Here is a 23,258-nt window from a genome sequence, read left to right on the forward strand (position 1 = left end):
CAGCCCAGCACCGATGCCGACCCCGAGCAGGACGGCTACCACGCCGAGACCTCCCGCCTGGTAGTCGCGATGGCGGCCAGGTTGGTGAGCACTCGTGGCTCGGGTTCCGGGTGCAGGATCGTGTCCATCCAACGCAGTGCCACGCCGAAAACCCCGGCGGCGACGACGAGCACGACCTGTCCACGGAAGCTGTCGTAGGGGGCCATAAAGGCCGGATCGCCGAACATCAACACCCCGAACAGCGCCAGCACCACGCAGATGGTGATACGGACCGACGTGCGAGGCTTGGCCTCGGTGGCGACGGCACGCCGCCGGATCGACGCCTGTTCGCGGGCAGAGGCGGCGACGTTGTTCAACACCGCCGCGGTGTTTCCTGACTGCCTGCGGGAGGCGATGATCAGGCAGCCGGCGACCGCGTCGGCATGGCGATCGGCAATCGCATCGGCCCATACCGCGATGGCCTCCGCCAGCGGCATACCCGTATCGACCTGCTCGGCCAACCGCATGCAGGGCGCAGTGATCGGCTCTGGTGCCAGGGGTGCGGCAGCCATGACCGCCTGCTGTAGCCCTGCGGCGGCCGACAACGTATCCCGGAGCATCTCGGCGAATGTGGCGACAGCGTCGGACAGCTCGATCGCGTGGCGCGACACTCTGTCGGGACCGAGGATGCGCGGCAGGTGCCAGAGCGCGAGGTATCCGATCACGGCCATCGCCGGCCAACCGGTCCACGCCATCAGTGCGGCTGCGCCAGCCGCGCAACCAGCGACACGCGGCTTCTGGCCGGTCAATCGTCGCGGGCTCAGGCTCGCGACGAGCGAGGCCCAACGCGAAGGAGCCGTAGACGCTTCTTCGTCCGCTGGCCGCAGGCCTTTGACGATCATGAGCGAGCCGATGGCGGTTCCGGCACCGAAGAGCCCGCCGAGTAGCTGCGTGCCGTTCACCAGCCCTGCCTCTCTTGCGTGCGTGCGGCGAACGGGTTGTATCCGACCGTGGCCAGACGCTCCGTGAGCGAGGTAGACGGCGGGGTCGCCCGCACGGCGATGCCGTCCGGTCCCGGCTGGTACAGCCTGTTCGTGACCACCTGGTCAGCGTGGGACCCGGTGACTTCGGCGACTTCGCGCACCACGCGGAGACCGTCGCCCAACTCGGCGATATGAAGCACAAGATCGATGCCGTGCGCCGCGAGTCGCGCGACGGCCTCCGCCGGAGCGCGCTCCGGCGCGAGCAGTGCGTAGGTGATCAGACGATCGAATGCCGCGTCCGCAGATTCCGCATGCACTGTGGACAAGGACCCGTCGTTGCCCTGGCTCATGGCTAGGAGCATGGGCAGGGTCTCGTCGCCTCGGACTTCGCCGACGATCACGCGGCCTGCGGACAGCCGAAGTCCGGCGCGGACGAGGCCGGCAGCGCTGATCCGGCCGACCCCCTCGGCGTTGGCCTCACGTGCCTGGAGTGCGTCCACGACCGCGTGCCGTTCCGGATCGGCGCCCAAGCCGAGCTCGAAGGCATCCTCGATCGTGACAAGCTTTTCGTAGGGATCGATGGCAGTCGCGAGAGCCCGCAGCATCGTGGTTTTGCCTGCTCCCATACCGCCGGCAATCAAGATGTTGCATCGTGCCTGGACCGCGGCGGTCAGGAAGTCGCGCAGCGCGACGTCGATCGTTCCGAGTCTCACCAACTCGTCGAGGTCGATGTCGCGGTGCAGATGTCTGCGGATCGTCACGCTGGGGCGCTTGTTGACCGCCATGACCGCCGACAGCCGCGACCCGTCGGGCAGTCCAATCGACAAGATCGGAGCGCGCCGGTCGAAGGAGCGCTCTTCGATTCCGCTTCTTGCGGCGATCGTCCCCACCAGATCGATCAGCTCGGCATCGCTGGCCGCCACCGGCCAGAGACCACGTTCGCGGCGCTTGCCGGCGTACTTGACGAAGACGACGTCGTGGCCCAGGACGTCGATGTCTTCCACCCCTGGGAGGTCCAGATATCTTTGCAGGCCGCCGAAGCCGAGGAGCCGATCGGCGACTGACCTGGCCACCTGGTCGGTGACCTCCCGGCGCGGCGACGGCAGGCCCGCTGACAGGGCAGCGGCTACCTCGGTCTGCAACTCCTGTGCGCAGAGGCGGTCCACCGCCGCTCGGCGATTCGCCGGGTCCCACGAATCCTGCTTAGATTCCGCGACCAAGCGGGCGGCGACACGATCTCCGACTCGCGCCGCCATGGCAGGATCGAGCATCGTCGTCACGCCACAGCCTCCGACACCGCGACAGGTGCCGCGGACGAACGAGCGCCGCCGATGCCCAGTGCGATCTGCTGCACCGAACGCGCGTAGACGTTTCGACGGCTCCTGACGAAGAACCCCGTCTCCGGCGCGTCCGGAAGGCGACCTGCCACCTCGACTCCGAGCGTGCGGCTCATCTCACCGGTGGTGTAACCAGCTCCACGCAAGACCAGGCGCACTCGGCTTCCAGCCGCCTGCAAAGACTTGACCGCCACGTCCAACAGCCCGATTTCCTCGGGCACCGGACGCACCACCAACAGGACTTCATTGGCGAGGAACAGGGCCCGAGACAGTCGCCGCACGTCAACGCGACCGCAGTCGAGAATCACGGTCGTTTCGGAATCAGCGGACACTTGCTCCAGCAGGCCGCCGGTCGCCGCGAGATCCGCGACCGTCGCCTGCACGCCGGCAGGATCGGCCGGCGCGACCACGACCGGCAGCCCCGATGGGAGTTGCTGCGTGTGCTCGCCGATCCGTACGTCCTGGGCTGCCGGGAACATCGCCGCAGCAAGGGTCGTCAGCGATGGCGTCGAGGCCAGGCCGAACCGGCCGGCGAGTGTTCCGCCGGCAGCGTCCGCCTCGATGAGCGTCGCCGAGATATTGTGCGGCCACAGCGCCGCCAGGGTCATCGCCAGCCGCGTCACTCCCGGCGCGCCCTTCACCGACGCCACCGCGACCAGCATCAGGAACCACCCGCGCTACCAGGAGCCAACACGATTACCGAGACGGGATTGCTCCCGGCCTGGCCGATCCGGGCGGCCGATGCCTCGTCGGTCAGCAAGGACACATCTACCGAGCCGGTCTGCTGCGCGTCCTTCACCGACACAACGGTCGCCATCATCGCGTTCTTCAGCGGATCGGCGGGCGCTTGAGAGACCTGCGGGGATCCCTGGTCCTGAGCATTGATCTGCACGGCCACCTGATCGCCGGCCTTCAACTCCGCTGGGAACGCTCCTGCCTTCAATTCGGCTGGTGCGACCGCCTGACCCGCTGGCGGAAAGACCGCCGACGCCCCGACCTTGTTCCGGGTCATCAAATCCCCAGCCACCAGCGGAACCGCCGCGATATGTCCAACAACCTGGTCTTCCTGCGACTCCGGAATCAGCCCGACGCCAGAGTCGGCGGCGACCTCCGCCGTCTGCAAATCGGCGGCGAGCACCTTCTGTCCGGCCGGAACCGGTGTGGCGACCTGCAGCACCGGAATCCGGCCGTCGATGGACGACAGAAGCACGCCGCCGCCCACCCCACACAGCGCGACCAGACCAGCCCCTGCCTTCAGGTAGGCGGGGCGAAGCCGGCGCGTCGAAGCAAGCCGACACACAGACCTGGTCTTCGGGCGCGGTGCCTCTTCAGGCTGCGCCTCCGCGGGCGGGGCCTGGCCAGGAATGACGGAACGCACGATGAACTCGCCTAACGCCAGAGATTGGATATCAGAACTCAGCGATCTTGATCGTCAACGATCTTCAATGGCTGTTGGTTACGAGCGCTGCCGCCTCGATGACCCGCACCGGGAATCCGGTGGAGGACTCCACGTCGGGGAACGTCCCGCCAGGCCCGAATCCCGTCCAGTCCACCCGCCACGCAACCGTCGCCGTGATGTGGAACGCTCCGCTGGGCTCCGTTGCAGAACTCCGGCGGTAGGTATGGCCACAAGTCGGTGACGGTGCCGTCCCATCACCGGTCGGATGCTCCGGAAATGGGGTCCCGGGACCTGCGCAGGTCTCAGTCGTCCCATCCCCCATGGACCACACGACCTGCCGTGGCGTCGCCGTTGCCGTCACCGTCACACCACCGGCCGCCAGCGTCACCGACTTCGAACTCCACGAACCAGGCTTCAACCACAGCCACGCCGGCAAGCCCGCCAGTTGCGGCACATCGGCCCTCGGGCTCATCCCGACATCGGGCTTGGGCATCACCAATGCCTGATACGCGTGCTGCGCGAGTTGTTGAGCGCTGACCGCCGGGGCAGCTGGATCGGTCGGGGTGAAGACGAGGGAAGAGTCGACCATGCGTCCGTTGACGGTGCACTCTTGCTGCGTCATTCGGCCCGCCACGGATGGGTCTCCAACCGTAACGACGTGCTGCACCAGCGGAATGAAGACAGGTACTTCCTGGCAGACACGCACGTCTGATGCGTTCGCTGGTCCGGCCTTCGAGACGCTCGCTGGCTTGGTCGAGGATCTGCCGTCGATGCTGAAATTGCATTCTGGAGCGGCCGGGTTCTTCGAGCAGTGCGCGCCCACGAACGCGTCGGTGAGGATCGGGGCATGCGGTGCAGGAGGAAGCGGAGAGCTCGGACCGGCCAGTGTTACCGCTCTGGCGAACAGTCCGACAACGGCCATCGGTAGCCCGTTCACGTACACGATCCGATCGGATTGATCGCCAGGTCGGTAACCCGCCACACCAGATCAGCCTCTGCTACGCGGGCCCGGATCAAACGTTTGCCGCCAGACGCCGCTCCAGCCGGAGGGCGCCCGGTCTTGGGGTCGACTTCAGGCCACGGAGCGGTGTCCGCACAGTCTTCAATCATCGCGGCCGTGGGCGGGGTACCGGACGAAACCTGAACCACTCGGGCGTGCGATACCAGGGCGCCGCGGGACACCAGGCCCTGGGACTGCTCCTGATACAAGATGCTGACGAGCTCGGACAGCGCTTGGTCAGTGGCATGGTGAGTGAGGGCGGAGTCCTTCCAGTCTGCTGTTCGCGCGGCGACCGTCGTGTCTGTCAACATGCCGGTATAGGCGTTCAAGGCGTCGGAGCGAGCCTGGTCGGTTGCGCCGGAGGCGGCAGCGGTTGACGGGCTGGCGGACGGCACAACTCTTTTGCCCATCGGCTTCGGCTCAGCTGACGAGCACCCCACAGCCATCGAAGCGACTGCGATTACGCAGGACGCGATAAGTCTCGACGAAACCAAGCCGGGACGCTCCTTCACCTCGCCTACCCGCTGTTGGCGGGTACGCCTCACCTCGCAGAGATCTAGACTTTCCATAGCGATCCATGAAGTAAAGGATGGACGCGACAGAAAGGTCAAGATCACTCGATCGAGTGACGGGAGAATTTGACTCTGGCGACTACATCGTCAGCTGCGCGGCGTGACCAGGCTATGGATTGTCACTCCGATGCCTGTGCAATGAGAGTGCTGGTATTGCTGCAATTTGATCGTCGCGAAGGTCCTTCCACACGAGGCCAGTAGGCCGGCGCGGCTCTTCGCACCGAATCACTTCATCAGGCGTCACGATCAGGTCCACACGAAAGTCATGCGAGGTCTCGGGGATCGGCTCGTCAATGACCTGCAGAGCATGCACGGGCGCGACAATCACTGTCTTGGCCGTCACCAGTCCGGCCTCGGTAAGCAGAGCCACTTCAAGATCCGAGTAGCCGGCTCCCTTGCCGATCCGGGCTCCAGACCGATTCACAGCTACGCTGCCGCAGATCACCACGTCAATGGGCTGCATGGCGTCCGTGCCGATGCGGGGGGCAAGTTGCGCGGTCTGTCGCTTCTCGGCCGCCTCTCGTGCGGAGACCGTGAGCGTTTGGGGGTCCAGGACGTAAAAAGGCTCAGGTGTCGCCATTTTCGGCACCGCCATATAGAGCAACTTGCCATCTTCGAGCGCGCGCGATCGGACGGCGAGTTGAGCCCGGTCCGGATTGGCTTTGACCACCTGCGCGGCTTGCCACTCCGGCGTCTCCGCAAGACGCTCAGCCGTACGTTCACTGCCGTAAAAGCCAGGGATCTTGCCGTAGGAGTCGGCCGGCACCGCCGACGCGTCGATGAGCATGCGCCAGACTCGCTCACGAACGGCTTGCTTGGCTCCAAGAACGTCGGTCATCGTCCACCACTACCTATATGGCAGCCATCAACGCAAGTAGCCGATCGTTGATCTCCTGTACCGACGGCTCACTGCGCCAGGGGCGCAGCTCCCGGCCAGCTTGGAAGACGATGTTCAGACCACCACCGCCGCGGGTCAGTTCGACAGCATCGATCGTCTGGTGCATCGAGGCTTCGGCCTCTTCCCGTTTTCCCTGTCGGATCAGGCTCAGGGTCAGATTGCCGAGCGCGATCGACTGGCTTTTCTTCTTCGCCACGAGCGCCGACACAGTCCTTCGGAGCAGTGGTTCGGCGAGATCGGGCAGACCGAGGGAGAGGAAGCAGGACCCGGCGAGCCGGTTGAACTCGTTGGGACTGAAGTTGTCGGCGACGGTGTCGTCGGGCGTGACGCGGTCGAACTGGGCTTCAGCCTTGCCAAGGGCGGCCTCGGCCTTTTTGCGGTCGCCGCCCATCGCGCTGCCTTCCGCGACGTGCAACAGGCTGAGGCCGGTGAGCGCAGGACTGCACAGACTGGCCACCTCGGCGGCTTCGTCCGCGAGCGTCAGCCCTTTGGCGGCGTCCTTCTCTCCGTAAAGCGCGACGAAGCTCTTCCGCAGTACCGCGTACGACTCGGTCAACGGGTCCCGGACTTGGCGTGCAACGCTCACCGCCTGGTCGAAGTACTCGACCGGGCCGTTGTGATCGCGTCGCTGGCTGACGTCCCACACCAGCTGGCCCATGAAGGTCGCGGATTCGGCCTCAACCTCACCGAGTGCCTTCCGGACCCGGCCGCCCGTGGCACTCTGGCGGAGATACGTGATCTGACCGTGAACATGGCCGGCTACGCCGACGAGCGCAGTCGACGGAGACTTGTCGTACGACTCGTCGAGCTGGCGGATCCGTTCGTGAAGATGCGCCACGGCTACCAGATCAACGCTCGACGGATGCTGCAGCACGTAGGCCAGTCGCTCGCCAGGCTCGCTCTGAATGATGGTGATGTCTTCCAAGAGGGTCTGGAGCTCTTCGGCGGACACCCGGAGCGCACGGGCAAGTTTGGGGCGGAGCCATGCCTGCGGTTCGTTCTCCGCCGCCTCCCATCGGACGACGGTCGAACGTTCGATGCCCAGGTACAGCGCCAGCTGCTCTTGGGTGAATCCGGCTGCCTTGCGCCGCTTCGCGAACTTGACCCGCCTGCTCGCCACCTCATCACCTCACTCATCCGGGCCCTTCCGTAGCGTAGCCACTTCATTACGTAATCGCAGGTCAAACCGAAGAGTGCCTCAAAAACGCCTCAGAAGTGCGGCATGGCCGCTGTGGGACACCGCTGATCAGAGGGCTTTGCTGGGTAGCAGCCGGGCCGACGACTCGTCATCCCCCAAAACGTCGGCTCGGCCCCGACCAACCAACGTCAGCGATGACAAGGGGCAGCCATGGCGTTACCCATCTACGGCTACATGCGGATCGCAACGGACGCAGACTGTCCGGCCGAGACCGAGCGCGTCACAGCGGAACTGGAGACGTTCGCGCGGCAGGAGGGCTTCTCGCTGGAGGACGTGTTCATCGAACACCTGGGAGCGAAGAACCCGGCGTTCGATGGCCTGATCGAACGTCTCAAGAGGTCTGAGACCAGGAACGTACTTGTTCCGTCGCTGTGGCATTTCGCTCGGCTTCCCGGACTCCAAGAAGCCATGCGTCAGCACATTCAGAGCGAGACCGGCGCCCATGTCTGGGTCGTCCAAGGAAAGCGGTGGTGAGGTCATGAGCGATCAGATCGAACGTGCATCGGCGGCGTTCCGGGGCTCAGAGCGGCAGATCCTCGAACGTCTGGACGCCTTCCGTCTCCATGGCATCGATCCCGAAACGGTCAACGCGGCTGTGCGACAGGTCAAAGCAGGTCACAGCCACATCGAGTGCGCAGGTGAACGCTTCGAAGTAGCTGCTCCGGACTGGTCGATCGTCCAGGACGTCTACGGCTGCGACAGGGGGCGGGACTGTCGGCGCGTCTCCCAGGGACAGCGTGACGGCTTCGAAGCCATGATCCGCGCTCGAACGAACGCCGCGGGGTGAGCCGTGTCCCACTACTCCCTCACGCTCCCGGGCAGCACAGAGTGCGTACACGAAGCGCGTGTGTGGGTCCGCAAAACGCTTGGCGAGGATCCCGGGGTCGACGACGTGGTGCTGGTCGCGTCAGAACTCGCCACCAATGCCGTCCGGCACTCTGCCAGTGGTCGCCCTGGCGGCACCTTCACGCTGCATCTTTCCGCCTTCATCGATCGCTGGCACGTGCGCGTGGACGACGCCGGCGGGCTCAACGTGCCGCGGATCCAATCGGTCGACGACGACCAGGACGAGGCCGGCCGAGGCCTGGCCATGGTCGCCGGCCTGTCGTTGAGGTGGGGAGTCTTCGGTGACTACCACGCCCGCGGTGTGTGGGCCGAGATCCCGATTCCTGACAACGTCAGCCCCGACGGCGAGAACGAGGCTTGCCTCCCGCTACTGAGCGACCTACGTGGATAGTCCCGCGTTGCGAGCCAGTTCCAGGACCTTCGGCCTGGAGGTGACCTCGCCAGGGGCTTCGGCATACGCGCGACGAACAGCGGCGGCCACGTCAACTTGATGACCGGTCCATTGGCCGTAGAGCCGAGCGACGTCGATCCAGTAGCGCGCACGGCGCTCAGGGGTCGGGAGCCTCACCGGGTCCAGCGCCCGAGCTGCATTTACCCCGCCCCCGACGTTGCCTAGAGCGTTCTCCATGGACAGCCGGTAAAGCCCTGCCTGCGCCGGGCCGAAGAACCACATCCCGTGCGCCACGTCCGACGGGAAGCGTGCAGCGATGGACTCCGCCTCGCGCATGTAATCCTCAGCACGGCCTGCATCGCCAGCGCTGGCGGCGCTGTATCCGGCCGTCAGGAAGAGATGCCCGTAGGTGGCGAAGTCGTCGGACGTGCGTAGTCCTCCGTCAGCGAGCTTGCTCGCGGCGTCAGCCGTGATCGTGTAGGCGGTGCGAGAGCGGCCGGAGTGCCGCAGGGTCATGCAGCGGCAGTACTCGGCTTCGGCCTGGGCGAGCCGGTCACCAGACTCGGCGGCGGCGGTCGCCGCGCGATCGGAGGCCAGCAAAGCCAGGTCGTCCTGCCCGGTCTTGATCAGATACTCGGTCGCCAGCGTCCACATGTCCGTGGTGAGACGCTTATCGCTCCCTGATACCGCCCGATCCATCAAACCCGGCAGACGCTTACCCAGCGCCGCGTGCTTGCCGAGGCGGAAGTCGTTCTGAGCCTTGGCGAGCTGCGTACGCAGCTTCTCAGGCGCCTCGGTGATTCCGGTGGGCCGGAACATCGCGGCCTCAACGGACAGCCCGGCCGTACCCAGCAGCAGGTCGCGACGATCCAGCACAGGATTCTCCTCGACGGTTTCGGCTGGTTCGATCCTGCCAGCTGAGCGTTGTCTTGGGAGCGATTTCGCCGCTCGCAACACGCCGATCTCAAGTTCCAGCACCGCAGCGACGTGCGGCAGCCAGAACCGGCCCGGCACCACTTTGCCCTTCTCCCAGTTACGCCATTCGGAGCGGTCGAAGGTTGGCCGAATGGTCCGAAGCTCATCGACCACGTCACGCTGCGACTTATGCAGCTCACAGCGCCGCGCGAGAATCAGCGCAGCAAGATCACTGTGCGTGTCCCCTGATTTACCCCCTGCCATATCCCCTGTATTCCCTCTCTGCCACCGCCGCTATCGGCAGTTGCATGAGCAATGACGGGGCGACTCCGCGCCCCGCTCAACAGATGGGAGAGCACGATGACCACGGTCACCAAGGCGAGGAAGGCAGCGCTGTTCATCGGGCCGGATCGGCTCCGAGTGCAGAGCCTGGCCGAGTCGCACGAGTACAAGAAGAAGTCCGGCTCGTCGGACACCGCGCACACGTACGACACCACGGCTCTGTGATCGGGCAGGAGGGCCGCTGACGTGCTGACGTTCCAGCTCACGCCATATGCGGACGCCTCCTGGACGCTCGTCGGCGGCGCTTACACCGCCGCCGACGGCGCCAGCCGCGTCACGCCGATCGACCACCCGATGGTCGAGCACACCGCTTACACCGACGGTCAGCGCGTGCTGATCGTGGTCCGGGAGAAGATGGCCGGCTGCGTCGCCGCCGTCCCCGGAGTTCACGGCATCGGTCACGCCCAATTCGACGAGCGAGCCGCCACGGCGGCCAACTGGCCGGGCGATGTGGTCGTGATCAGTACTGCGCCGAATTTGCCCGTCACGGTGACCGCCGGGGCCGCACGAACGACACCCCTGTACCTGTCCGCCAGCCCGGCGAGCCTGCACGGGTCCTGGGACATGGCCGACCTCAAAGGCTTCGCCGGACGCCTACACGCGGTGGAAGTCGCCCGGCTGTTGGTATTCCGACCGAGGTATTCGACTCAGACCGTCTTCGAGGGCATCCACCGGCTCACCGAGCGCGCGACCGCACACTTTGGCGGCAGCCTCGTCATCAGCTACCCGCAGCCAGCATTGCACCACGACCCGCGCGAGTTGGCCGACGGCGCCGATGTCCTCGGTGCGTTCGTCGAGCTGCTGCACGAGGCGCTGGACGCTCATCCCTGGGATGCGGAATCCACCGTGTTCCACCTGTCCGGCGGGTTCGACTCCGGATGCATCGGCACGACTGCGGCGAAGCGACGCCCTCACAAAGTGCGCACCGCCGCACTGCTGATCGACGGTCCCGGCCGGGCTCAACAGGAACGACGTCGCCTCGGCATGCGGGACACGCTGCCGTTCGCTGACGACGACACAACAGTGGACGCAGCGAGACTGCTGCCGCTGGACCCGGAGTGCACACGGGTGCAGGGCAAGCTGATCAGCCCCTACGAGGAGCCACTGTTCTATCCGTTCAGCCTGCTCACCCGCGCGCTCGCGGCGAAGGGTGCAACCGCGGTAGTGACCGGTTTGGGAGGCGACGAGCTGGTGGCCCTATCACAGGAGGAGGCGCCCCATCTGGATCTGAACCGAATGCCGATACTGCCTCCATGGGTCGGGCCCGCCGCAGCCACGCTGCTGGAGTACGCCGATGTTGGCACAGCGCCACCCGCACCGATCAACTCAATGACCCTGCTGGCGCTGGAGTCCACGGCGCCTCCCCTACTGCGCTCCGGCGTCTGGCCGATCCATCCGTTCGCGTGGCCGGCGCTGGTCGAGTTCGGGGAGCAGTTGCCGTATGACTGGCGCGACTTCAAGCAGTTGCAGCGCCGACTGCTGGAAAGCCTCGGGCTGGGCATGGAGGTAGTGCGGCCCGTTCATCGCGAGTCGTTCGCTGAGATCGTCGAACGCGCCCTGACTGGCTCCGGCGTCACGCTGCTCGAACGGATGCTCGCTGACGGCTCGCCACTATTCGATGATCGCCTCGTCGACCCGGACGCAGTCTCTGCGGCGGTGAAGCGGATGCAGGACGGGAACTACGCAGAAGGCGACGAATCCAAGCTCCTGGAAGTCGTTCACCTGGACCTGGCGACTCGCGCCTTCCTCAGCTGACCAGCTCCGCCGTGCCCGCCGCGAACATGCGCTCCACCTCGGGGAGACGCTGGGCGCGGCGGGCCATGAGGTACACCAGGTTGTTCTTCCGCTGCACCTCGTGAACCAGCTCGAAGCCCTGCGTGGCGTAGTACCTCATGAGATCGACCTCGATCGTCCCGCGCCGGACGAACTTCCGGCCCTCGCGCGCAGCCTTGTCCACTGCCCACCAAGCGATCAGCGATCCCGGCTTGGAATGCCGCCACGCCGGGTCCGTGCAGGTCGTGAACAGGTAGAGGCAGTCCTGCGCGGCTTCGTCGGGCGTCCAGCCCCAGGCCGGTTTGTCGTCGGCGACGGTCGTGCAGCCGATGACCCTCTTCCCAGAGGTCAGGACCCACATCGCGGTACCGTCGACTGCCGCCTGGCCGGCAAGGTCATCGATGGCTTCCCGCCAGCTCGGCAAGCCTCGGCTCTCCATCCACTCTGACCGGGCCGCGATCACGGCTGCCACAGCGGATACATCGTCGGGGCGAGCCCGCCGCATCGCCAACATGCGGACACCTCCATGCGGAACGGCCTGGTCAACAGATGACCCGAGTCTTCCACGCTTGGCTGCGCCGACGTGCCCGGACGCGGAAGAATCTAGCCTCCGTCGTTGCCAGCTGCCTAGCAGCGGTCCCCGTACAGACAGCCGCCATGAGGCATGCTGCATGGACTCTCTAGTAGGGATGCCAACTACGCGGGCGGTCCGGATCGCGGAGATCAGCCAGCCGCCTCGTGAATTCGTCGCTGATGACCGGATCGTCAGCGGCCCTCTGCGCTAACCAACACACCATGCGGAGCAGTTGGACCGCCTCGACTGTGGGGAACGCGGGATCGTCGGAGGGGTCTTCGCCATAGGCGGCGTAGAACGCGACGTACTCGGCCTCCGTATGCCAACCAAGGTCTCGGTACACGGCCGTGATCATCAGGTCCCAGATGCGGGGCCCGAGACAAAAGCCTTCCAGATCGAGCAGGATCGCCTCGTCCTCGGCGGTGAGCAGCATGTTGCCGACGTTCGCGTCACCGTGGAGTACGACCTCCTCCCGACCAGCCAGAGCGACCGACAATTCGGCCTCCCGCTGGGCGATCATCGACTCGAGCTCTTCGCGAACCTCGGCATCGAGGCCTGCCGAGCCGGCAAGCCGTTCGCGCATCCGCGCGAACGGGTCGAGCTTCGGCAGCGCGAGGTATGCGGGAGGCGTCAACTTGTGCAGCTCCCTGAGGACTTCCGCGAGCCGATCCGGGGTCGTCCACTCGCCGGCCACCGCGTGCCAGAACGTCACCGGGAGCGCGCAGGTGGCGTCCGGCTGCGCAACGTCGAACGGATACTCGACCGGTAGGCCGGACGAGGTCAGCCACCGCGCAACACGCACTTCACGCTTGGCCGCTGGGAACCGCTCTGTGGAGCGGCCGACCTTGGCGATCAGGCCCATCTCATCGTGGCTGAACACGGCGCGTTCGCCGATGCGAACAATGTGCCAACCGTCCTGCGGCAACCCCGCACAGGACAAGGCATCAACCAGCACTTCTTGTGCTACCTGAGCGAACAGCGGATCCTCCAGACTCTAGGAGCACTCGGAGATCAGGCTATGGCAGCACGCGTGATCGACTCCGCCTCCGCAGGCACCGCACCGGGAAGCCGCTCCATCCACGGCCGTTTGGCCGCTTCCTGCCCCGGGCGTACGACGAAGCCGAGCGGTGCGTAGTACCGGACTGCCAGCCGGCGGTTGGCGGCGTTCAGCAGCAGGGCGGTGTCGGTGGCGTCCGCTGCGGCCAGGACCGCGCGGATTACGTCCAGCCCGCGGCCACGGCCGGTCGGCCAGGCCCAGAAGCTCGTGATCTTCCAGGTGGACTCGTCGCCGGCCGTCGCCATGCGGAGGTCAAGTCCGGCACGCCGGTCGGTGTCGAGAACCGCGGTGATCTTCGACGAGCGTTCCTCCCAGACGAGCGCTCCGTAGCCGCCGAGCAAGCACGAGACGAAGAGAAACGTCCTCCAGCCGATTCCGCCCTGTCCACGGAAGTGGATCGGCGTGATGAGCATGTTCACCCAGCGACGCAGCCTGACCCGACGGCCACAGGGCCCAAGACGAACCTCTTTCATGGCCGCAAGCTGCTGTAAGAACCCGTCACCATCCCCGTCTCGGGGGCTCGCGCTCGTCACTCTTCAACGGTAGGGCGCGGCGTGCCGCGAAGCAGGGATCAACCCTCCAACATCGCACCGCTGAAGCCATAGATCAAAGTCTTGTCACCCTGCGGCCGGCAGTTATCCACAGATTGTCTCTGGAGTGGCGATCGACACCACCCCGGCATGCGCCGATGAGAGCACCTGACAGAACGATGAAAGAGGTGCCTCGTGCCCAGCACGCGCAAGACGAAAGAAGCTCTGCGGTTCTCGGCCAGTGAGCGGGCTGTGCTGGTCGCGCTCGTCCAGCGTCCCGAAGCATCAGCCGCAGGCATCGCCGTAGCCGCTCGTCTGTCGCTGGCCACGACACAGCGTGCGCTGCGTCGGTTCGAGTCGCTTGGCGCTGCGATGTCCGTCAACCGAACGGGTCTCGATGGACAATCCGTTCGCGCTCTCTGGTCTGCCTCGGCGACGGTGCTTGATCTGGTCGCCAGCTCGGGAGCGTTGCCCATGGTGCGAGCCCTTGTCGCGCCCTGTGCGCGCGACAAGGTTCTGACCGCTCTCGCGCTCCGGCCGGAGCTGACGATTGGCGACATCGAGTGGGCTACCGCCCTGTCCCGTACGAGCGTTGTCGAGATGCTCGCCAGCCTGGAGAAGCAGGGCGTTGTCTGTCCCGTAGAGAGGAGAGGTCTCAGCGGGGGCCGGTTGGCCGACGGTTGGAAACTGGTGTTGGACGACGCGACCGTGCCGTTGTTCGAGCTCTGAGGCGAAGATGCAGACCTCTGGCGGACAGGAGATCCCGCCAATCCCGGTCGCCGGCTGCTACCTCCCACCGGCTCGGGCTCACGCGCCGGTGAGATCACGGACGCCCGAAGGCGCGGACTCGCGGCGGCGCCGTCAGTACGGACGGCACCGCCGCGAGTCCCTCGGGTCGCGGCTTATCACTGCGGTTCTGAGGCTTCCTTGTCGATGGCCGCATGTGCGTCCGGTGGGTGGCGGGACTCGACGAGTGCCCGGACCCGCTTGGCGGTGGACAGCGACACGCCCTCACCGAGGATGAGCGCTGACTCCGCTTGGCCGCCCAGACCGGTGTCCTGATCGGTCTGGACGGCCAATCTTTGCGCCAGGGCTTCCCGGAACGCTTTTTCCGTCGGGCGGCGGCCGTGCAGCTCCCGCAGCTGGTCATAGACCGGGCCGCCGATCTTGAGCCATGCCTCTTCGCGGGCAGTCAGAACGTCCGCTTGACCGGCTGTATCGTCCACAGAAGCGTCCGATTCCGGGTCCGAAGCACGGGTGCCGCTCGCCTGGCCGAGTTGCCCATGGGCCGTGACGGCGACCAGCAGGTCAAGCTCCCGATCCGCGACCAACTGCGGCAACGAGGCAACGACTACCAGGATCAGATCACGAACGATCGTGGGGATCAGGAAGCCGGCCAGCGCCAGGGCGTGGTCGAGGACGTTGCAGCAGACGGTGAGCGCGAGGGCGTAGCGCGCAGTGCGTTTCGCCTGGTCGCGCGCGGGGTGGCCGCTGGGGAGGCGGTAGGCGGTGTAAAGCGTTGAGGCGGCGTACGCGTCCACGGCGAGCGGGAAGAGTTCGGACAGCCGGTGCAGGCCTGCTTGACGGCCGAGATCGGTCAGGACGTCGAAGCTGATCACGGCGATCGCGATCAACGACACAGTCCCGCCGAGCCGGAGCGCGATCAGGACCGAGCGGGGCGTTTCGATCGGCGGCGTGTCGGCTGACGACGTCGTCGGTACCACCGCAGAGCGGGTGGAGCGGGCGAGAAGGTTCACGGGTTCCTCCGACCATTGGTCGTTCTGGACGGTCACGCGGGCGGGATCGGTGGGCCCGACCGGTCTGGCCGGGCCCACCGAGAAACCGCTAGGCGTTCATTCGTTCAGCGAGCGAGGTGAGGAAGTCCCGGACGATGCTCGCGGCGAACAGCGCGTCCCGCTTCGACAGCGCCGTCGGCACCGTCATGAGCACGGCGCCGCCTCCGGGCAGCGTGAAGTTCACGCAGCTTTCCGGCACGACGTGAGCCGCTTGCTCGCCAGCGGTGAGCAGAACGCGCGGAACGGCACCGGGGCCGCCCGGAGCCGACGTGGCGGTCGGCTGCTGATCTCGGATCTCGTCCCGGGTCGGCATCGTGTGGACGGCACCGAGATCTGTCCGCCGCTTCGCTCTCTGGTCAGAGTTCATCGTCTCCGCCCTCCTCCGCGTGAGCCGCGTTGCTGACCTCGCAGACTCGGTGGTTGAGGAAAACGAACGCGCACGCGATCTGTGCGCGGTCCTTCGTCGGCACTCCGGCTTCGGCCAGCGCAGCCAGCAGGCGTGTGTTGGCTGCGGTCAGCGCGGCCTGCGTTGCCCGGAACCGTGCGGCAGCACCGCACAGACCGGCCGCAGAGCGCACGACTTCGGGCTCACCTTCCAAGTACTTCAGCAGAGCGAGATCCGTGGAGTCCGCACACATCAGGCAAGGTCCTCTCCGTTGTCGAACCGCTTGCCGGAGATGGCTTCGGCGAGGCTGACCACGACCGCGACCGGGGTAGTCGCCCCGATCGAGACCAGAGCCTCGGGGCCCCACAGCTCAGCGGTTCGGGCGCGGTGTTCGGGATGAACCGACACTTTGAGCCGGTAGTTGCCGCCCGGGCTCTCCCACTCCGCCGTAGAGCCGAACAGGGCACGAATTCGTCCGGTGACGCGGTTCCAACCGACCGCACGCAGGCGCCGGTTCAGAAGATGCTGCGACCACGCGACCGGCTCCGCGTTCGAGGCGGTTTCGGCGACCCGCGCCATAGCCAGAATCATTTCGGCCGATGCGAAGCGTGCCTCAAGGTGCCAATCCGGCGCGACGTGTCCGGAGAGCGGAGCGCCGCTGACCGCCAGGCGAGCGCTCGCCTCGAATAGATCGGTCATCATCACCAGGCGTCCGCGATGCTGCGGCCCCACGAGGACCCACTTCGACCCGGGGTAGCTCGGGTGCGCGATCTGGCGTGTCTGCCAAAGGTCGGCCATCAGGGATTCGCTGATGTACCGCTGTACATCCGAGTTGAGTTCCATCACAGAGTGGCTCCCTACGTTCAGGAGCCGCCGGGCGCTCCTGCGCCCGGCGGCAGGAGGTCAGCTGGTGAGAAGGTTCTCCGCGAACGCGCGGATGACGGGTCCGGGCGTATGGCCGGTGGCGTCCGCGTAGCAGACCGGGCCGTAGATCAGCCAGGCGCCGCACTCCCCCGGCACGTCCGGATAGTGGTAGGAAGCCGCCACCTGTCCGGTCGGGTGGACGAAGGTGGTTGACGCCAGATGACCGCTGGCGGTGTGGGTGGAGCAGGCCTCCCAACCCTCGTAGGTGGCGGTGTTGAAGGTCGGGCCGTGCTCATCGGTGATCGCGACACGCGCGGCCGCGAGGATCGCCGAAGCCGGGGCGTCGAAGATGCTCATGCGCCAGAAACAGGGCGCACCGCTACTCCCCTTGCCCGTGCCGCGCGTCGGCTCGTAGATGAACTCCGCGAGCTTGGCGCCGCCATTCGGCTCGGTGACGATCGCGAGCTTCACCGGTACGGCCCCGCTCGGCGGCGTGAGGAGCGCTGCCTGCGACACGTCGGCGTCGTCGCGTACTGGATGCTGATTCACGGTCCAGCCGCGTGTGATGAACTCTTCGAGCAGGAGGACGGACTGTGCCACGGCCGTCTTTGCGATACGTGCTGAGGTCATGGTGTTCGTTCCTTTCCTCAGTACCGCTTGGTCCGGCGCGGGACGCTCACCGTCAGCGCCGCGATGGTGGCGGCGCCGATCACGGAGACCGGCGTACGCGGCTCGAACGGGACGGCGAAGAAACGGGCGTGAGCACGCTCCACGGGAGGAGCCGTCGCCACCCGCAGATCGGACAGCTCGGGATAGACGGCGAGTTCGGCCACCTTGACATCGCCCGCCGGACGCTGGACGACGTACTCCAGAAGCACCACGAGGTGGTCCGGAGCTTGGTAGAACATGCGCATCGGCGCTTGCGTACGCGCACCGACTCGCGCAGGAACCTGGCGTTGCTGGAAACCGGCCGCGCGCAGCAGAGGCCAGATGTCCGGCTGCTGCTCAGGGGTGAAAACTGGCATGACGAAGCTCCGTTCCGGCGCGCGGGCCATTTCGGGCATGGCTGCGCCGCCGCACGTTGAAGTGGTGGGGAGGGACGGCCGCCGGGCTCTAGGGGGAAGGGGTCGGCCCGGCGGCCGGTCTGAATGGCGCGGCGTCAGGCCGCGCCGGGGATCAGCGCTTGGTGCGCTGTGCCGGGATCAGCGGAGTGGCCCAGTCGGTCGGGTAAATGCCGCCGTGGGACAGTGATTCGTCCAGCTCCAGGAACCGCGCGGCCATCGTCTCAGCGCGGTACTTGTGCCCGCAGTCAGGGGACTGGCAGCCGCCTCGTGGCGGTTCGGTCTTCTTCAGCATGGCGTGCGCGGAAAGCTCGCGTAGCTGAGAGAGAATGTGGTCAGGGTTCATTGGCTGCTCCTTGCTGGGCGTTTGACGGTGTCTTGCGGAGCGGTCAGGGAGCCCGTCGCTCGGCGAGCGCGTTCCCGCGCGCTTGCCGAGCCCTTTATGGGATTCGACGTTCTCTCGTTCCCCTCACTTCTTGATATACCCATCATTCACCATTGAAACCGCCCAATCAAGCCCAAACAGCCCTTTTCTTCACCCATTCGGAGCACGGGTTTTTGACTCGAGAGAAGTCGAAATGCGGGAGCACAAAAGCGCATCGCCAGCGAGCACGGTAGATGCTTTTCATAAACAATCGCAGATTGTTTATGAAAAGCAGATCTGGAGTGAGCCGGATGACAAGCAAGCCAAGGCTGGGGCGAGCCGGCTGACGACACTCCATCGGGAAGCCACGATCGGCCCGAGTTGCGCGAGCGCGTGAAAACGTGGCCCCTACCAGCTGTTTTATGCTGCCGCTGGGTGGTCCTGTCTAAGCGGAGACCCAACGGCACACCTTCGGACCGGGTAACGGAACCGGCCGTCCGGGGTCCACGTTGAGTTCTTCAGTTTACGTAGCATGACTCTACGGCCAATCGGGCAGTTACGCGCATCGCCTAGGCGGTTCAATGTTCGCCAATCGCGCGACTTCATGTGCGCGCGGACGGGCGGATGGCAATGCCTTCAAGGTTAGCTCCACAATCATATCTCGCACATCATCCCCCGCCGAGATTTTCAATGGCTGGCGCGATCATCTCGGCGATTCAAGCAGTCGGGTGGAGACTCACTGCTCACGCCGCGCACCCGCATAGTCGTCGGCCGCGACCGGGTCCAGGCGAACGACAGCGCCGGGATGGGGCGCGTCAATGACGAGCCCAGCAGCCACATACATCGCCACGTGATGCAAGAAGCCGTTCGGGTCGCCGTAGAAGACCAGATCGCCGGCGCGCAGGTCGGCCATGGCGACGGGCCGTCCCGTCTTGAACTGATCCGTGGCCGTCCGGGGAATCGCGATACCGGCGGCCTGGTACGCGCTCTGAGTGAGCCCCGAGCAGTCGAAACCGACTCCTCCTCGGTCGGGGCCGTCGCCGCCCCAGACGTAGGGCAGGCCCATCTGGGCTCCCGCGTATTCGAGCGCGAGACGTGCCGCCACGCTTGGGGCGGAGCGGGCGGCGACGGCGATGAACGAGTTGCTGCTGGGGGCGCGGCCGTAGACGTCGGCCAGTTCGATGATCCGGACCGCGGATGCTGGATCGGCTGTTGCTCGGCGCACCGCTGCGGCGGCCTCGGTAGCCGGTCCCGAGCCGCAGATTGTTCTCGCCGCCGCATAGACCTCGTCGACCGGATCGAGTGGTGAGGCAGGCGATACGCCGCCCGCGGGGATCGGGTCGGCGTGCTGCTGGAACTGGCTCGCGGTGATCCCCATGAGTCCTTGTTTGCCCAGGTGGCGACCGTGGTCTGACGCTGCTTTCCCGAAGCCCGCGAGCACCGTCCAAGACAAGCCAGGGCAGGTCGCCGCAGCATCGTGGTAGAGCTCATACATGCGCAGTGGGATCTCTCCGTCTGCGTCAGGGATGTGGCGGCCTCCAGGGCTGGAAGACACGCTGAACACGTCCAACGAGGAGGTCATCGACTCGACGACGGCAGCCGCCGCAGCGGACAGAAGAATCACCAGAAGGAGCAGCGCGGACGAAGCACCCACCGCGATACGTCCCGCCGTCACAAACGTTCCCCGGAACTGGCCCCGCCACCGAGGTCGATGAGACGGACACGACCATCGGCCTTGGTGCCGACACGCTGCCAGACGGCATCCGCGGGGGCAGCCGCTGTCGAGTCACCGCTTGCCGTGGCGATCGGGACAGGCGATCCCGCGCGGGCCAGACGTTGGCGCAGCCCGTGTTCGCGGCGAGCGGAGTGGAGCCAGAACAGGACCGGCGTGCTGATGCCGGTTGCGGCGGTCATGGCTTCGTAGCCGGGGAGCTTGGCGAGGATCTGGGCGCTGTTCTCGACACCGGTGTCGTATTCGAGGAAGAAGTCGATGCTGCGTGTGCCTTCGCGCCACCGGCCGAACCCGTCGGGGCGGACGTACGTTCCCCAGGCCTTCGCGCACGCCCGCTCGGACAGCCACAGGTCCAGGCTCGCCTCGCGCGTCTCGCGCGCGGAGCCAAGCAGGCTGCAGAAGACGTCGTTCACGCCAACGAGATGCTTAAGGTCGGGCCGCAGTGCGATCCTCTCCGCCAAGACGGCACGAGGTGGCACCAGGTCCGACTCCTGATCGAGGCTCGCGACGGCTTGAGCTCCGAGCGCGGTCAGAACACAGTGCTTCGGGTTGGTCCCGACCGGCAGCGGCGGCCGGAAGCAGTCCAGCAGTCCGACTTCGTCGAGAACCTGAATGCGTCGGCGGGCGACCCGTGAGTTCCCGAAGAACGCATGGGTGATCTGGTGAGTGGTGAGCACCTGGTGCTGTCCAAGCAGGTGCAGAATCTGGCGATCGCGTTCGGTGAGCCTGTTCGCGGCGGCGAGCAGGTCCCGTTGGTTGATCTTCATGCTGAACCACCTGCCTGCCGGAGCGATTCGGGATCGAGGTCGAGTTCGAGCGTGTCGTCGAGGCCGCGTGGCGTGCGGGGGTCGGCGACGAGTCGAGGCGTCGGAGTCTTCGCTGCCGCCGGCCACTGCGCGGCGGCGGCTGCCAGGACAGCCTCGGCCCTACCGGGAACTGCCTCCGAGAGCGGCGTGGTCCTGAGCGTGAAGGCTCGGGATTCCTGTCCGCCGGTCACTAGTCGGGCAGCCGCCTGGAACTCCCCGAGATTGGACAGGTCGTAGGCAGTGAGCGTCGGGACCGTGTGCCGTTCCATCAGGCGAGAGTCCTCGGGTGAAGCGTTGAAGTAGATCTTCGTCCGAGCGTTCGCCGACAAGGTCTCGCGAAGCTCGGTCGAGAGCTGACCGAGGTTCTGATGCGCGAAGGCGATCGACAAGCGGTAGGCACGGGCCTCAGCGAACATGTCCTCCAAAGGATGGGCCAGCGTCAAGAAGTTCTGCCCCTCGTCGAGATAGAGCGCACTGTCTGCACGATCGGCTTCCAGTTGGCGAGCCCGGGCCTGGATTTTCTGCCACACGCCAGCCACGGCCAGCGAGCCGAGCAGGCGTGTGGTTTCGTCGCCGAGGACGCCCTTCGGGATCCGGACGAGCAACACGCCGCCGTTCAGAACCTTTGCCATGTCGAAGTTCGACGTCGGCGCGGCAACGGTCTGCCTCACGAAGTCGCGCAGCAGGAACGCCCGCAGCTTGTTCATCAACGGCCCGATGACCTGTGCTCGGGCTCCGTCAGAGAGCTGCGAGTACCAGTCCCAGAAGCTGGCGAGCATCGGATCCTGGACTCGGGACGTGATGGCAGAGCGGGCAGCCTCGCCGGCGGTCAGAAGGGCCGGGATATCCATCAATGTCGGCGGGTGATCAGGACTTCGACTCTTGAGGAGCGTCAGCGCGGTGGAGCGAAGGATGTCGTCGGTGCGCGGGCCCCAGTACGCGCCATAGATTTTGTGGAAGATGCCCACGAGGTTGTCAACGACCAGTGGAATCTCGTGGTCATTTTCCACGCGCAGGACGTTCATCGCGGGCCGGATTCCGTCGTACTCCGGATCGATGAGCACGGTGCGCCCAACGGCGCGTTCCGGAAGACGTTCCAGCACAGCCCTCACCAGATCGCCCTTCGGATCGATGACGACGGCTCCGCGGCCAGCTTCGACGTCGGCCAGTGCCAGGTTTGCCAGCAGGGACGACTTGCCGCAGCCGGTCTTACCGACGATGTGCAGATGCTGCCGCGCCTCCGTGACGCCGAGACCGATCTGGCGTGTACCGCCCGCGTCGGACCGACCGAGCGGCTTCGCCGCCGACGATGGACCAGGGACTGCGGGCGGCACCGGGACCGACCTCGCGCCAGCTCGGCTGATGCCTGGCGCGTCAGGATCGAACGGCAGATGCGCGATCGCTGCCAGCTCGGTCAGGCTGAGCAGGTCCCCGCGGACGAAGCGGCGCTCGGTGACCGCTCGAACGAGTCCGGGCATGGTCTTGCGCGCCCACCAGTTGCGTTCCGCGTGGACGGCGTAGGACGAAGCGATCGCGTGCGCAAGGCCTCGTAGCCGGCCGACGTCCGAACGCCGCTCAGCCGCTGTTGCGGACGCCGGAGCCATCGTCGTGACCACGTAGTAGACGACCGTCTCCCACAGCGGTCCCACGCTCTTGGCCATCGCGGCACGGAGCTCTGCAGAATGCTCCAGATCGGCGCGGACCGCGGTCGTCTTGCCTCGCAGCCCCGGCGTCGTCAGATCGAACAAGGTGGTCTTCACCGAGTTCCGCGAAGTCGGCGCCTTCCGAAAAGAGCGCAAGGCACTGCGGAACTTCCGAAGCCGACGGCCAGCGGCGGGTCGTGCCAAGACCTGAACGGCGGCATGCTCGCGCGTCCCGAGATCGGCGCACGCGCCGAGAAGCGCCCGCAGCGGGTCGCTGGAATACCGGTCCTGTAGCGGGTGAATCTCGTGCCGGGCAAGGCGAAGACGGCCGCCAACAGCCCGGACCGGCTGCGGCTCAGTCGGGACAGGAGCACCTGCAGACAGCACGGTCTCCGTCTGCGCACCGGGCCATGCCGCTTCGATCGCTCGCTCGATCATGCTGGGAGGAACACTGCCCGGAACCCACATGTGGAGCTGGACTCCGGCGGAACTGAACGAGAACTCGAACGACAGATGAGGCTGCCCAGGCCAGATCCGGCGCCGGGGCGGACGCACGAGGCCGTGCAGGTTCGCCCAGAACGCGGCGCCGGAGTGCTGATCGACGGAGGCCGGCAACAGGATCCGGATCAGCCTGGCCTCCCGCAGTTGGGCGCGGATCCGAAGTCGGCGGACGCAGTGACGGCTTGCAGCTGGCACTGTGGCTCCGGAACCGAGTGCCGCAGTGGCCTGTGGCCACCAGCCTGCAGCGTATGCCGAGCCGACGGACATGAGGTGCTCGACACGTGCCAAGAGCTGACCGAGCGGATCGCTCAC

27 protein-coding genes are annotated in these 23,258 nt (G+C 66.2%); 6 read left to right on the plus strand and 21 right to left on the minus strand.

Annotated features, from left to right (window positions below; all coding sequences use genetic code 11):
* Positions 1 to 35: 35 nt before the first annotated feature.
* The 7 genes from ABH920_RS09480 to ABH920_RS09510 all read right to left on the minus strand — a co-directional run bounded on the left by ABH920_RS09480 (position 36) and on the right by ABH920_RS09510 (position 7,288).
* Positions 36 to 941 carry a type II secretion system F family protein gene (locus tag ABH920_RS09480; RefSeq protein WP_370348509.1) on the minus strand — a complete coding sequence of 302 codons (906 nt, stop codon included), beginning with the start codon at positions 939 to 941 and terminating at the stop codon, positions 36 to 38.
* Positions 938 to 2,233 (minus strand): CpaF family protein, encoded by a 1,296-nt coding sequence (locus ABH920_RS09485; protein WP_370348562.1) that lies wholly within the window; start codon positions 2,231 to 2,233, stop codon positions 938 to 940. Before ABH920_RS09485 ends, ABH920_RS09480 begins: the two co-directional genes overlap by 4 nt.
* Before the next feature lie 5 nt (positions 2,234 to 2,238).
* On the minus strand, positions 2,239 to 2,961 hold the full coding sequence (locus ABH920_RS09490) for a hypothetical protein (protein WP_370348510.1): 723 nt from the start codon (positions 2,959 to 2,961) through the stop codon (positions 2,239 to 2,241).
* Positions 2,961 to 3,509: an SAF domain-containing protein gene (locus tag ABH920_RS09495; protein WP_370348511.1), complete on the minus strand. Its 549-nt coding sequence runs from the start codon at positions 3,507 to 3,509 to the stop codon at positions 2,961 to 2,963. The genes ABH920_RS09490 and ABH920_RS09495 overlap by 1 nt, the downstream gene beginning before the upstream one ends.
* Positions 3,510 to 3,741: 232 nt before the next feature.
* Entirely contained in the window at positions 3,742 to 4,641 is a 900-nt protein-coding gene (locus tag ABH920_RS09500) for a hypothetical protein (protein ID WP_370348512.1), read from the minus strand.
* Between the two features lie 738 nt (positions 4,642 to 5,379).
* On the minus strand, positions 5,380 to 6,108 hold the full coding sequence (locus tag ABH920_RS09505; protein WP_370348513.1) for a 5-formyltetrahydrofolate cyclo-ligase: 729 nt from the start codon (positions 6,106 to 6,108) through the stop codon (positions 5,380 to 5,382).
* 13 nt (positions 6,109 to 6,121) lie between these two features.
* A complete protein-coding gene (locus ABH920_RS09510; protein ID WP_370348514.1) occupies positions 6,122 to 7,288 on the minus strand; it encodes a helix-turn-helix transcriptional regulator in 1,167 nt (388 codons plus the stop codon).
* Between the two features lie 228 nt (positions 7,289 to 7,516).
* On the opposite strand from ABH920_RS09510, the gene ABH920_RS09515 reads away from it, so the two are divergent.
* The 3 genes from ABH920_RS09515 to ABH920_RS09525 are packed head-to-tail and all read left to right on the plus strand — an operon-like array spanning position 7,517 to position 8,603.
* A complete protein-coding gene (locus ABH920_RS09515; protein ID WP_370348515.1) occupies positions 7,517 to 7,840 on the plus strand; it encodes a recombinase family protein in 324 nt (107 codons plus the stop codon).
* Positions 7,841 to 7,844: 4 nt separating this feature from the next.
* Entirely contained in the window at positions 7,845 to 8,153 is a 309-nt protein-coding gene (locus tag ABH920_RS09520) for a hypothetical protein (protein ID WP_370348516.1), read from the plus strand.
* A 3-nt stretch (positions 8,154 to 8,156) separates the two neighbouring features.
* A complete protein-coding gene (locus ABH920_RS09525; RefSeq protein WP_370348517.1) occupies positions 8,157 to 8,603 on the plus strand; it encodes an ATP-binding protein in 447 nt (148 codons plus the stop codon).
* Here ABH920_RS09525 and ABH920_RS09530 read toward each other — a convergent pair.
* Positions 8,592 to 9,782 carry a hypothetical protein gene (locus ABH920_RS09530; protein ID WP_370348518.1) on the minus strand — a complete coding sequence of 397 codons (1,191 nt, stop codon included), beginning with the start codon at positions 9,780 to 9,782 and terminating at the stop codon, positions 8,592 to 8,594. The genes ABH920_RS09525 and ABH920_RS09530 overlap by 12 nt on opposite strands.
* Positions 9,783 to 9,878: 96 nt before the next feature.
* Between ABH920_RS09530 and ABH920_RS09535 the strand changes: the two genes are divergently transcribed.
* Positions 9,879 to 10,025: a hypothetical protein gene (locus ABH920_RS09535; RefSeq protein WP_194911444.1), complete on the plus strand. Its 147-nt coding sequence runs from the start codon at positions 9,879 to 9,881 to the stop codon at positions 10,023 to 10,025.
* A 21-nt stretch (positions 10,026 to 10,046) separates the two neighbouring features.
* Entirely contained in the window at positions 10,047 to 11,615 is a 1,569-nt protein-coding gene (locus tag ABH920_RS09540) for an asparagine synthase-related protein (RefSeq protein ID WP_370348519.1), read from the plus strand.
* Here the strand turns inward: ABH920_RS09540 and ABH920_RS09545 are convergent.
* The 3 genes from ABH920_RS09545 to ABH920_RS09555 all read right to left on the minus strand — a co-directional run bounded on the left by ABH920_RS09545 (position 11,608) and on the right by ABH920_RS09555 (position 13,797).
* Positions 11,608 to 11,994: a GNAT family N-acetyltransferase gene (locus ABH920_RS09545; protein WP_370348520.1), complete on the minus strand. Its 387-nt coding sequence runs from the start codon at positions 11,992 to 11,994 to the stop codon at positions 11,608 to 11,610. The genes ABH920_RS09540 and ABH920_RS09545 overlap by 8 nt on opposite strands.
* Positions 11,995 to 12,313: 319 nt before the next feature.
* Positions 12,314 to 13,162 carry a phosphotransferase enzyme family protein gene (locus tag ABH920_RS09550; protein ID WP_370348521.1) on the minus strand — a complete coding sequence of 283 codons (849 nt, stop codon included), beginning with the start codon at positions 13,160 to 13,162 and terminating at the stop codon, positions 12,314 to 12,316.
* Positions 13,163 to 13,218: 56 nt separating this feature from the next.
* A complete protein-coding gene (locus ABH920_RS09555) occupies positions 13,219 to 13,797 on the minus strand; it encodes a hypothetical protein (protein WP_370348522.1) in 579 nt (192 codons plus the stop codon).
* A gap of 192 nt (positions 13,798 to 13,989) precedes the next feature.
* Between ABH920_RS09555 and ABH920_RS09560 the strand changes: the two genes are divergently transcribed.
* Positions 13,990 to 14,523 (plus strand): MarR family transcriptional regulator, encoded by a 534-nt coding sequence (locus ABH920_RS09560; protein ID WP_370348523.1) that lies wholly within the window; start codon positions 13,990 to 13,992, stop codon positions 14,521 to 14,523.
* A gap of 176 nt (positions 14,524 to 14,699) precedes the next feature.
* Here the strand turns inward: ABH920_RS09560 and ABH920_RS09565 are convergent, their stop codons facing one another.
* From ABH920_RS09565 to ABH920_RS09610, 10 genes are all read right to left on the minus strand, one after another.
* Positions 14,700 to 15,587 (minus strand): hypothetical protein, encoded by an 888-nt coding sequence (locus ABH920_RS09565; protein WP_370348524.1) that lies wholly within the window; start codon positions 15,585 to 15,587, stop codon positions 14,700 to 14,702.
* Positions 15,588 to 15,639: 52 nt separating this feature from the next.
* A complete protein-coding gene (locus tag ABH920_RS09570) occupies positions 15,640 to 15,903 on the minus strand; it encodes a hypothetical protein (RefSeq protein WP_370348525.1) in 264 nt (87 codons plus the stop codon).
* A gap of 43 nt (positions 15,904 to 15,946) precedes the next feature.
* Complete coding sequence (locus tag ABH920_RS09575; RefSeq protein WP_370348526.1) at positions 15,947 to 16,228, minus strand: hypothetical protein; 282 nt, start codon at positions 16,226 to 16,228, stop codon at positions 15,947 to 15,949.
* Complete coding sequence (locus tag ABH920_RS09580) at positions 16,228 to 16,818, minus strand: hypothetical protein (protein WP_370348527.1); 591 nt, start codon at positions 16,816 to 16,818, stop codon at positions 16,228 to 16,230. The genes ABH920_RS09575 and ABH920_RS09580 overlap by 1 nt, the downstream gene beginning before the upstream one ends.
* 60 nt (positions 16,819 to 16,878) lie before the next feature.
* Entirely contained in the window at positions 16,879 to 17,469 is a 591-nt protein-coding gene (locus ABH920_RS09585; protein WP_370348528.1) for a hypothetical protein, read from the minus strand.
* 17 nt (positions 17,470 to 17,486) lie between these two features.
* Positions 17,487 to 17,903, minus strand: coding sequence for a hypothetical protein (locus ABH920_RS09590; protein WP_370348529.1), 417 nt, complete (start codon positions 17,901 to 17,903; stop codon positions 17,487 to 17,489).
* Positions 17,904 to 18,015: 112 nt separating this feature from the next.
* Positions 18,016 to 18,246 carry a hypothetical protein gene (locus tag ABH920_RS09595; RefSeq protein ID WP_370337486.1) on the minus strand — a complete coding sequence of 77 codons (231 nt, stop codon included), beginning with the start codon at positions 18,244 to 18,246 and terminating at the stop codon, positions 18,016 to 18,018.
* Positions 18,247 to 19,000: 754 nt separating this feature from the next.
* Positions 19,001 to 19,939 carry a C40 family peptidase gene (locus ABH920_RS09600; protein ID WP_370348531.1) on the minus strand — a complete coding sequence of 313 codons (939 nt, stop codon included), beginning with the start codon at positions 19,937 to 19,939 and terminating at the stop codon, positions 19,001 to 19,003.
* Positions 19,936 to 20,763 (minus strand): replication-relaxation family protein, encoded by an 828-nt coding sequence (locus ABH920_RS09605; protein WP_370348532.1) that lies wholly within the window; start codon positions 20,761 to 20,763, stop codon positions 19,936 to 19,938. Before ABH920_RS09605 ends, ABH920_RS09600 begins: the two co-directional genes overlap by 4 nt.
* Positions 20,760 to 23,258, minus strand: a complete 2,499-nt coding sequence (locus ABH920_RS09610) for a type IV secretory system conjugative DNA transfer family protein (protein ID WP_370348533.1) — start codon at positions 23,256 to 23,258, stop codon at positions 20,760 to 20,762. The genes ABH920_RS09605 and ABH920_RS09610 overlap by 4 nt, the downstream gene beginning before the upstream one ends.

Source organism: Catenulispora sp. EB89 (assembly GCF_041261445.1).
Lineage (GTDB): Bacteria > Actinomycetota > Actinomycetes > Streptomycetales > Catenulisporaceae > Catenulispora.

Bases quoted from the DNA above. Each gene is read 5' to 3' on its own strand.
- ABH920_RS09490 (WP_370348510.1), bottom strand. From the start codon at position 2,961: ATGCTGGTCGCGGTGGCGTCGGTGAAGGGCGCGCCGGGAGTGACGCGG.
- ABH920_RS09570 (WP_370348525.1), bottom strand. From the start codon at position 15,903: ATGCCGACCCGGGACGAGATCCGAGATCAGCAGCCGACCGCCACGTCG.
- ABH920_RS09505 (WP_370348513.1), bottom strand. From the start codon at position 6,108: ATGACCGACGTTCTTGGAGCCAAGCAAGCCGTTCGTGAGCGAGTCTGG.
- ABH920_RS09605 (WP_370348532.1), bottom strand. From the start codon at position 20,763: ATGAAGATCAACCAACGGGACCTGCTCGCCGCCGCGAACAGGCTCACC.
- ABH920_RS09575 (WP_370348526.1), bottom strand. From the start codon at position 16,228: ATGTGTGCGGACTCCACGGATCTCGCTCTGCTGAAGTACTTGGAAGGT.
- ABH920_RS09545 (WP_370348520.1), bottom strand. From the start codon at position 11,994: ATGTGGGTCCTGACCTCTGGGAAGAGGGTCATCGGCTGCACGACCGTC.
- ABH920_RS09535 (WP_194911444.1), top strand. From the start codon at position 9,879: ATGACCACGGTCACCAAGGCGAGGAAGGCAGCGCTGTTCATCGGGCCG.
- ABH920_RS09520 (WP_370348516.1), top strand. From the start codon at position 7,845: ATGAGCGATCAGATCGAACGTGCATCGGCGGCGTTCCGGGGCTCAGAG.
- ABH920_RS09595 (WP_370337486.1), bottom strand. From the start codon at position 18,246: ATGAACCCTGACCACATTCTCTCTCAGCTACGCGAGCTTTCCGCGCAC.
- ABH920_RS09530 (WP_370348518.1), bottom strand. From the start codon at position 9,782: ATGGCAGGGGGTAAATCAGGGGACACGCACAGTGATCTTGCTGCGCTG.
- ABH920_RS09515 (WP_370348515.1), top strand. From the start codon at position 7,517: ATGGCGTTACCCATCTACGGCTACATGCGGATCGCAACGGACGCAGAC.
- ABH920_RS09580 (WP_370348527.1), bottom strand. From the start codon at position 16,818: ATGGAACTCAACTCGGATGTACAGCGGTACATCAGCGAATCCCTGATG.
- ABH920_RS09485 (WP_370348562.1), bottom strand. From the start codon at position 2,233: ATGCTCGATCCTGCCATGGCGGCGCGAGTCGGAGATCGTGTCGCCGCC.
- ABH920_RS09585 (WP_370348528.1), bottom strand. From the start codon at position 17,469: ATGACCTCAGCACGTATCGCAAAGACGGCCGTGGCACAGTCCGTCCTC.
- ABH920_RS09590 (WP_370348529.1), bottom strand. From the start codon at position 17,903: ATGCCCGAAATGGCCCGCGCGCCGGAACGGAGCTTCGTCATGCCAGTT.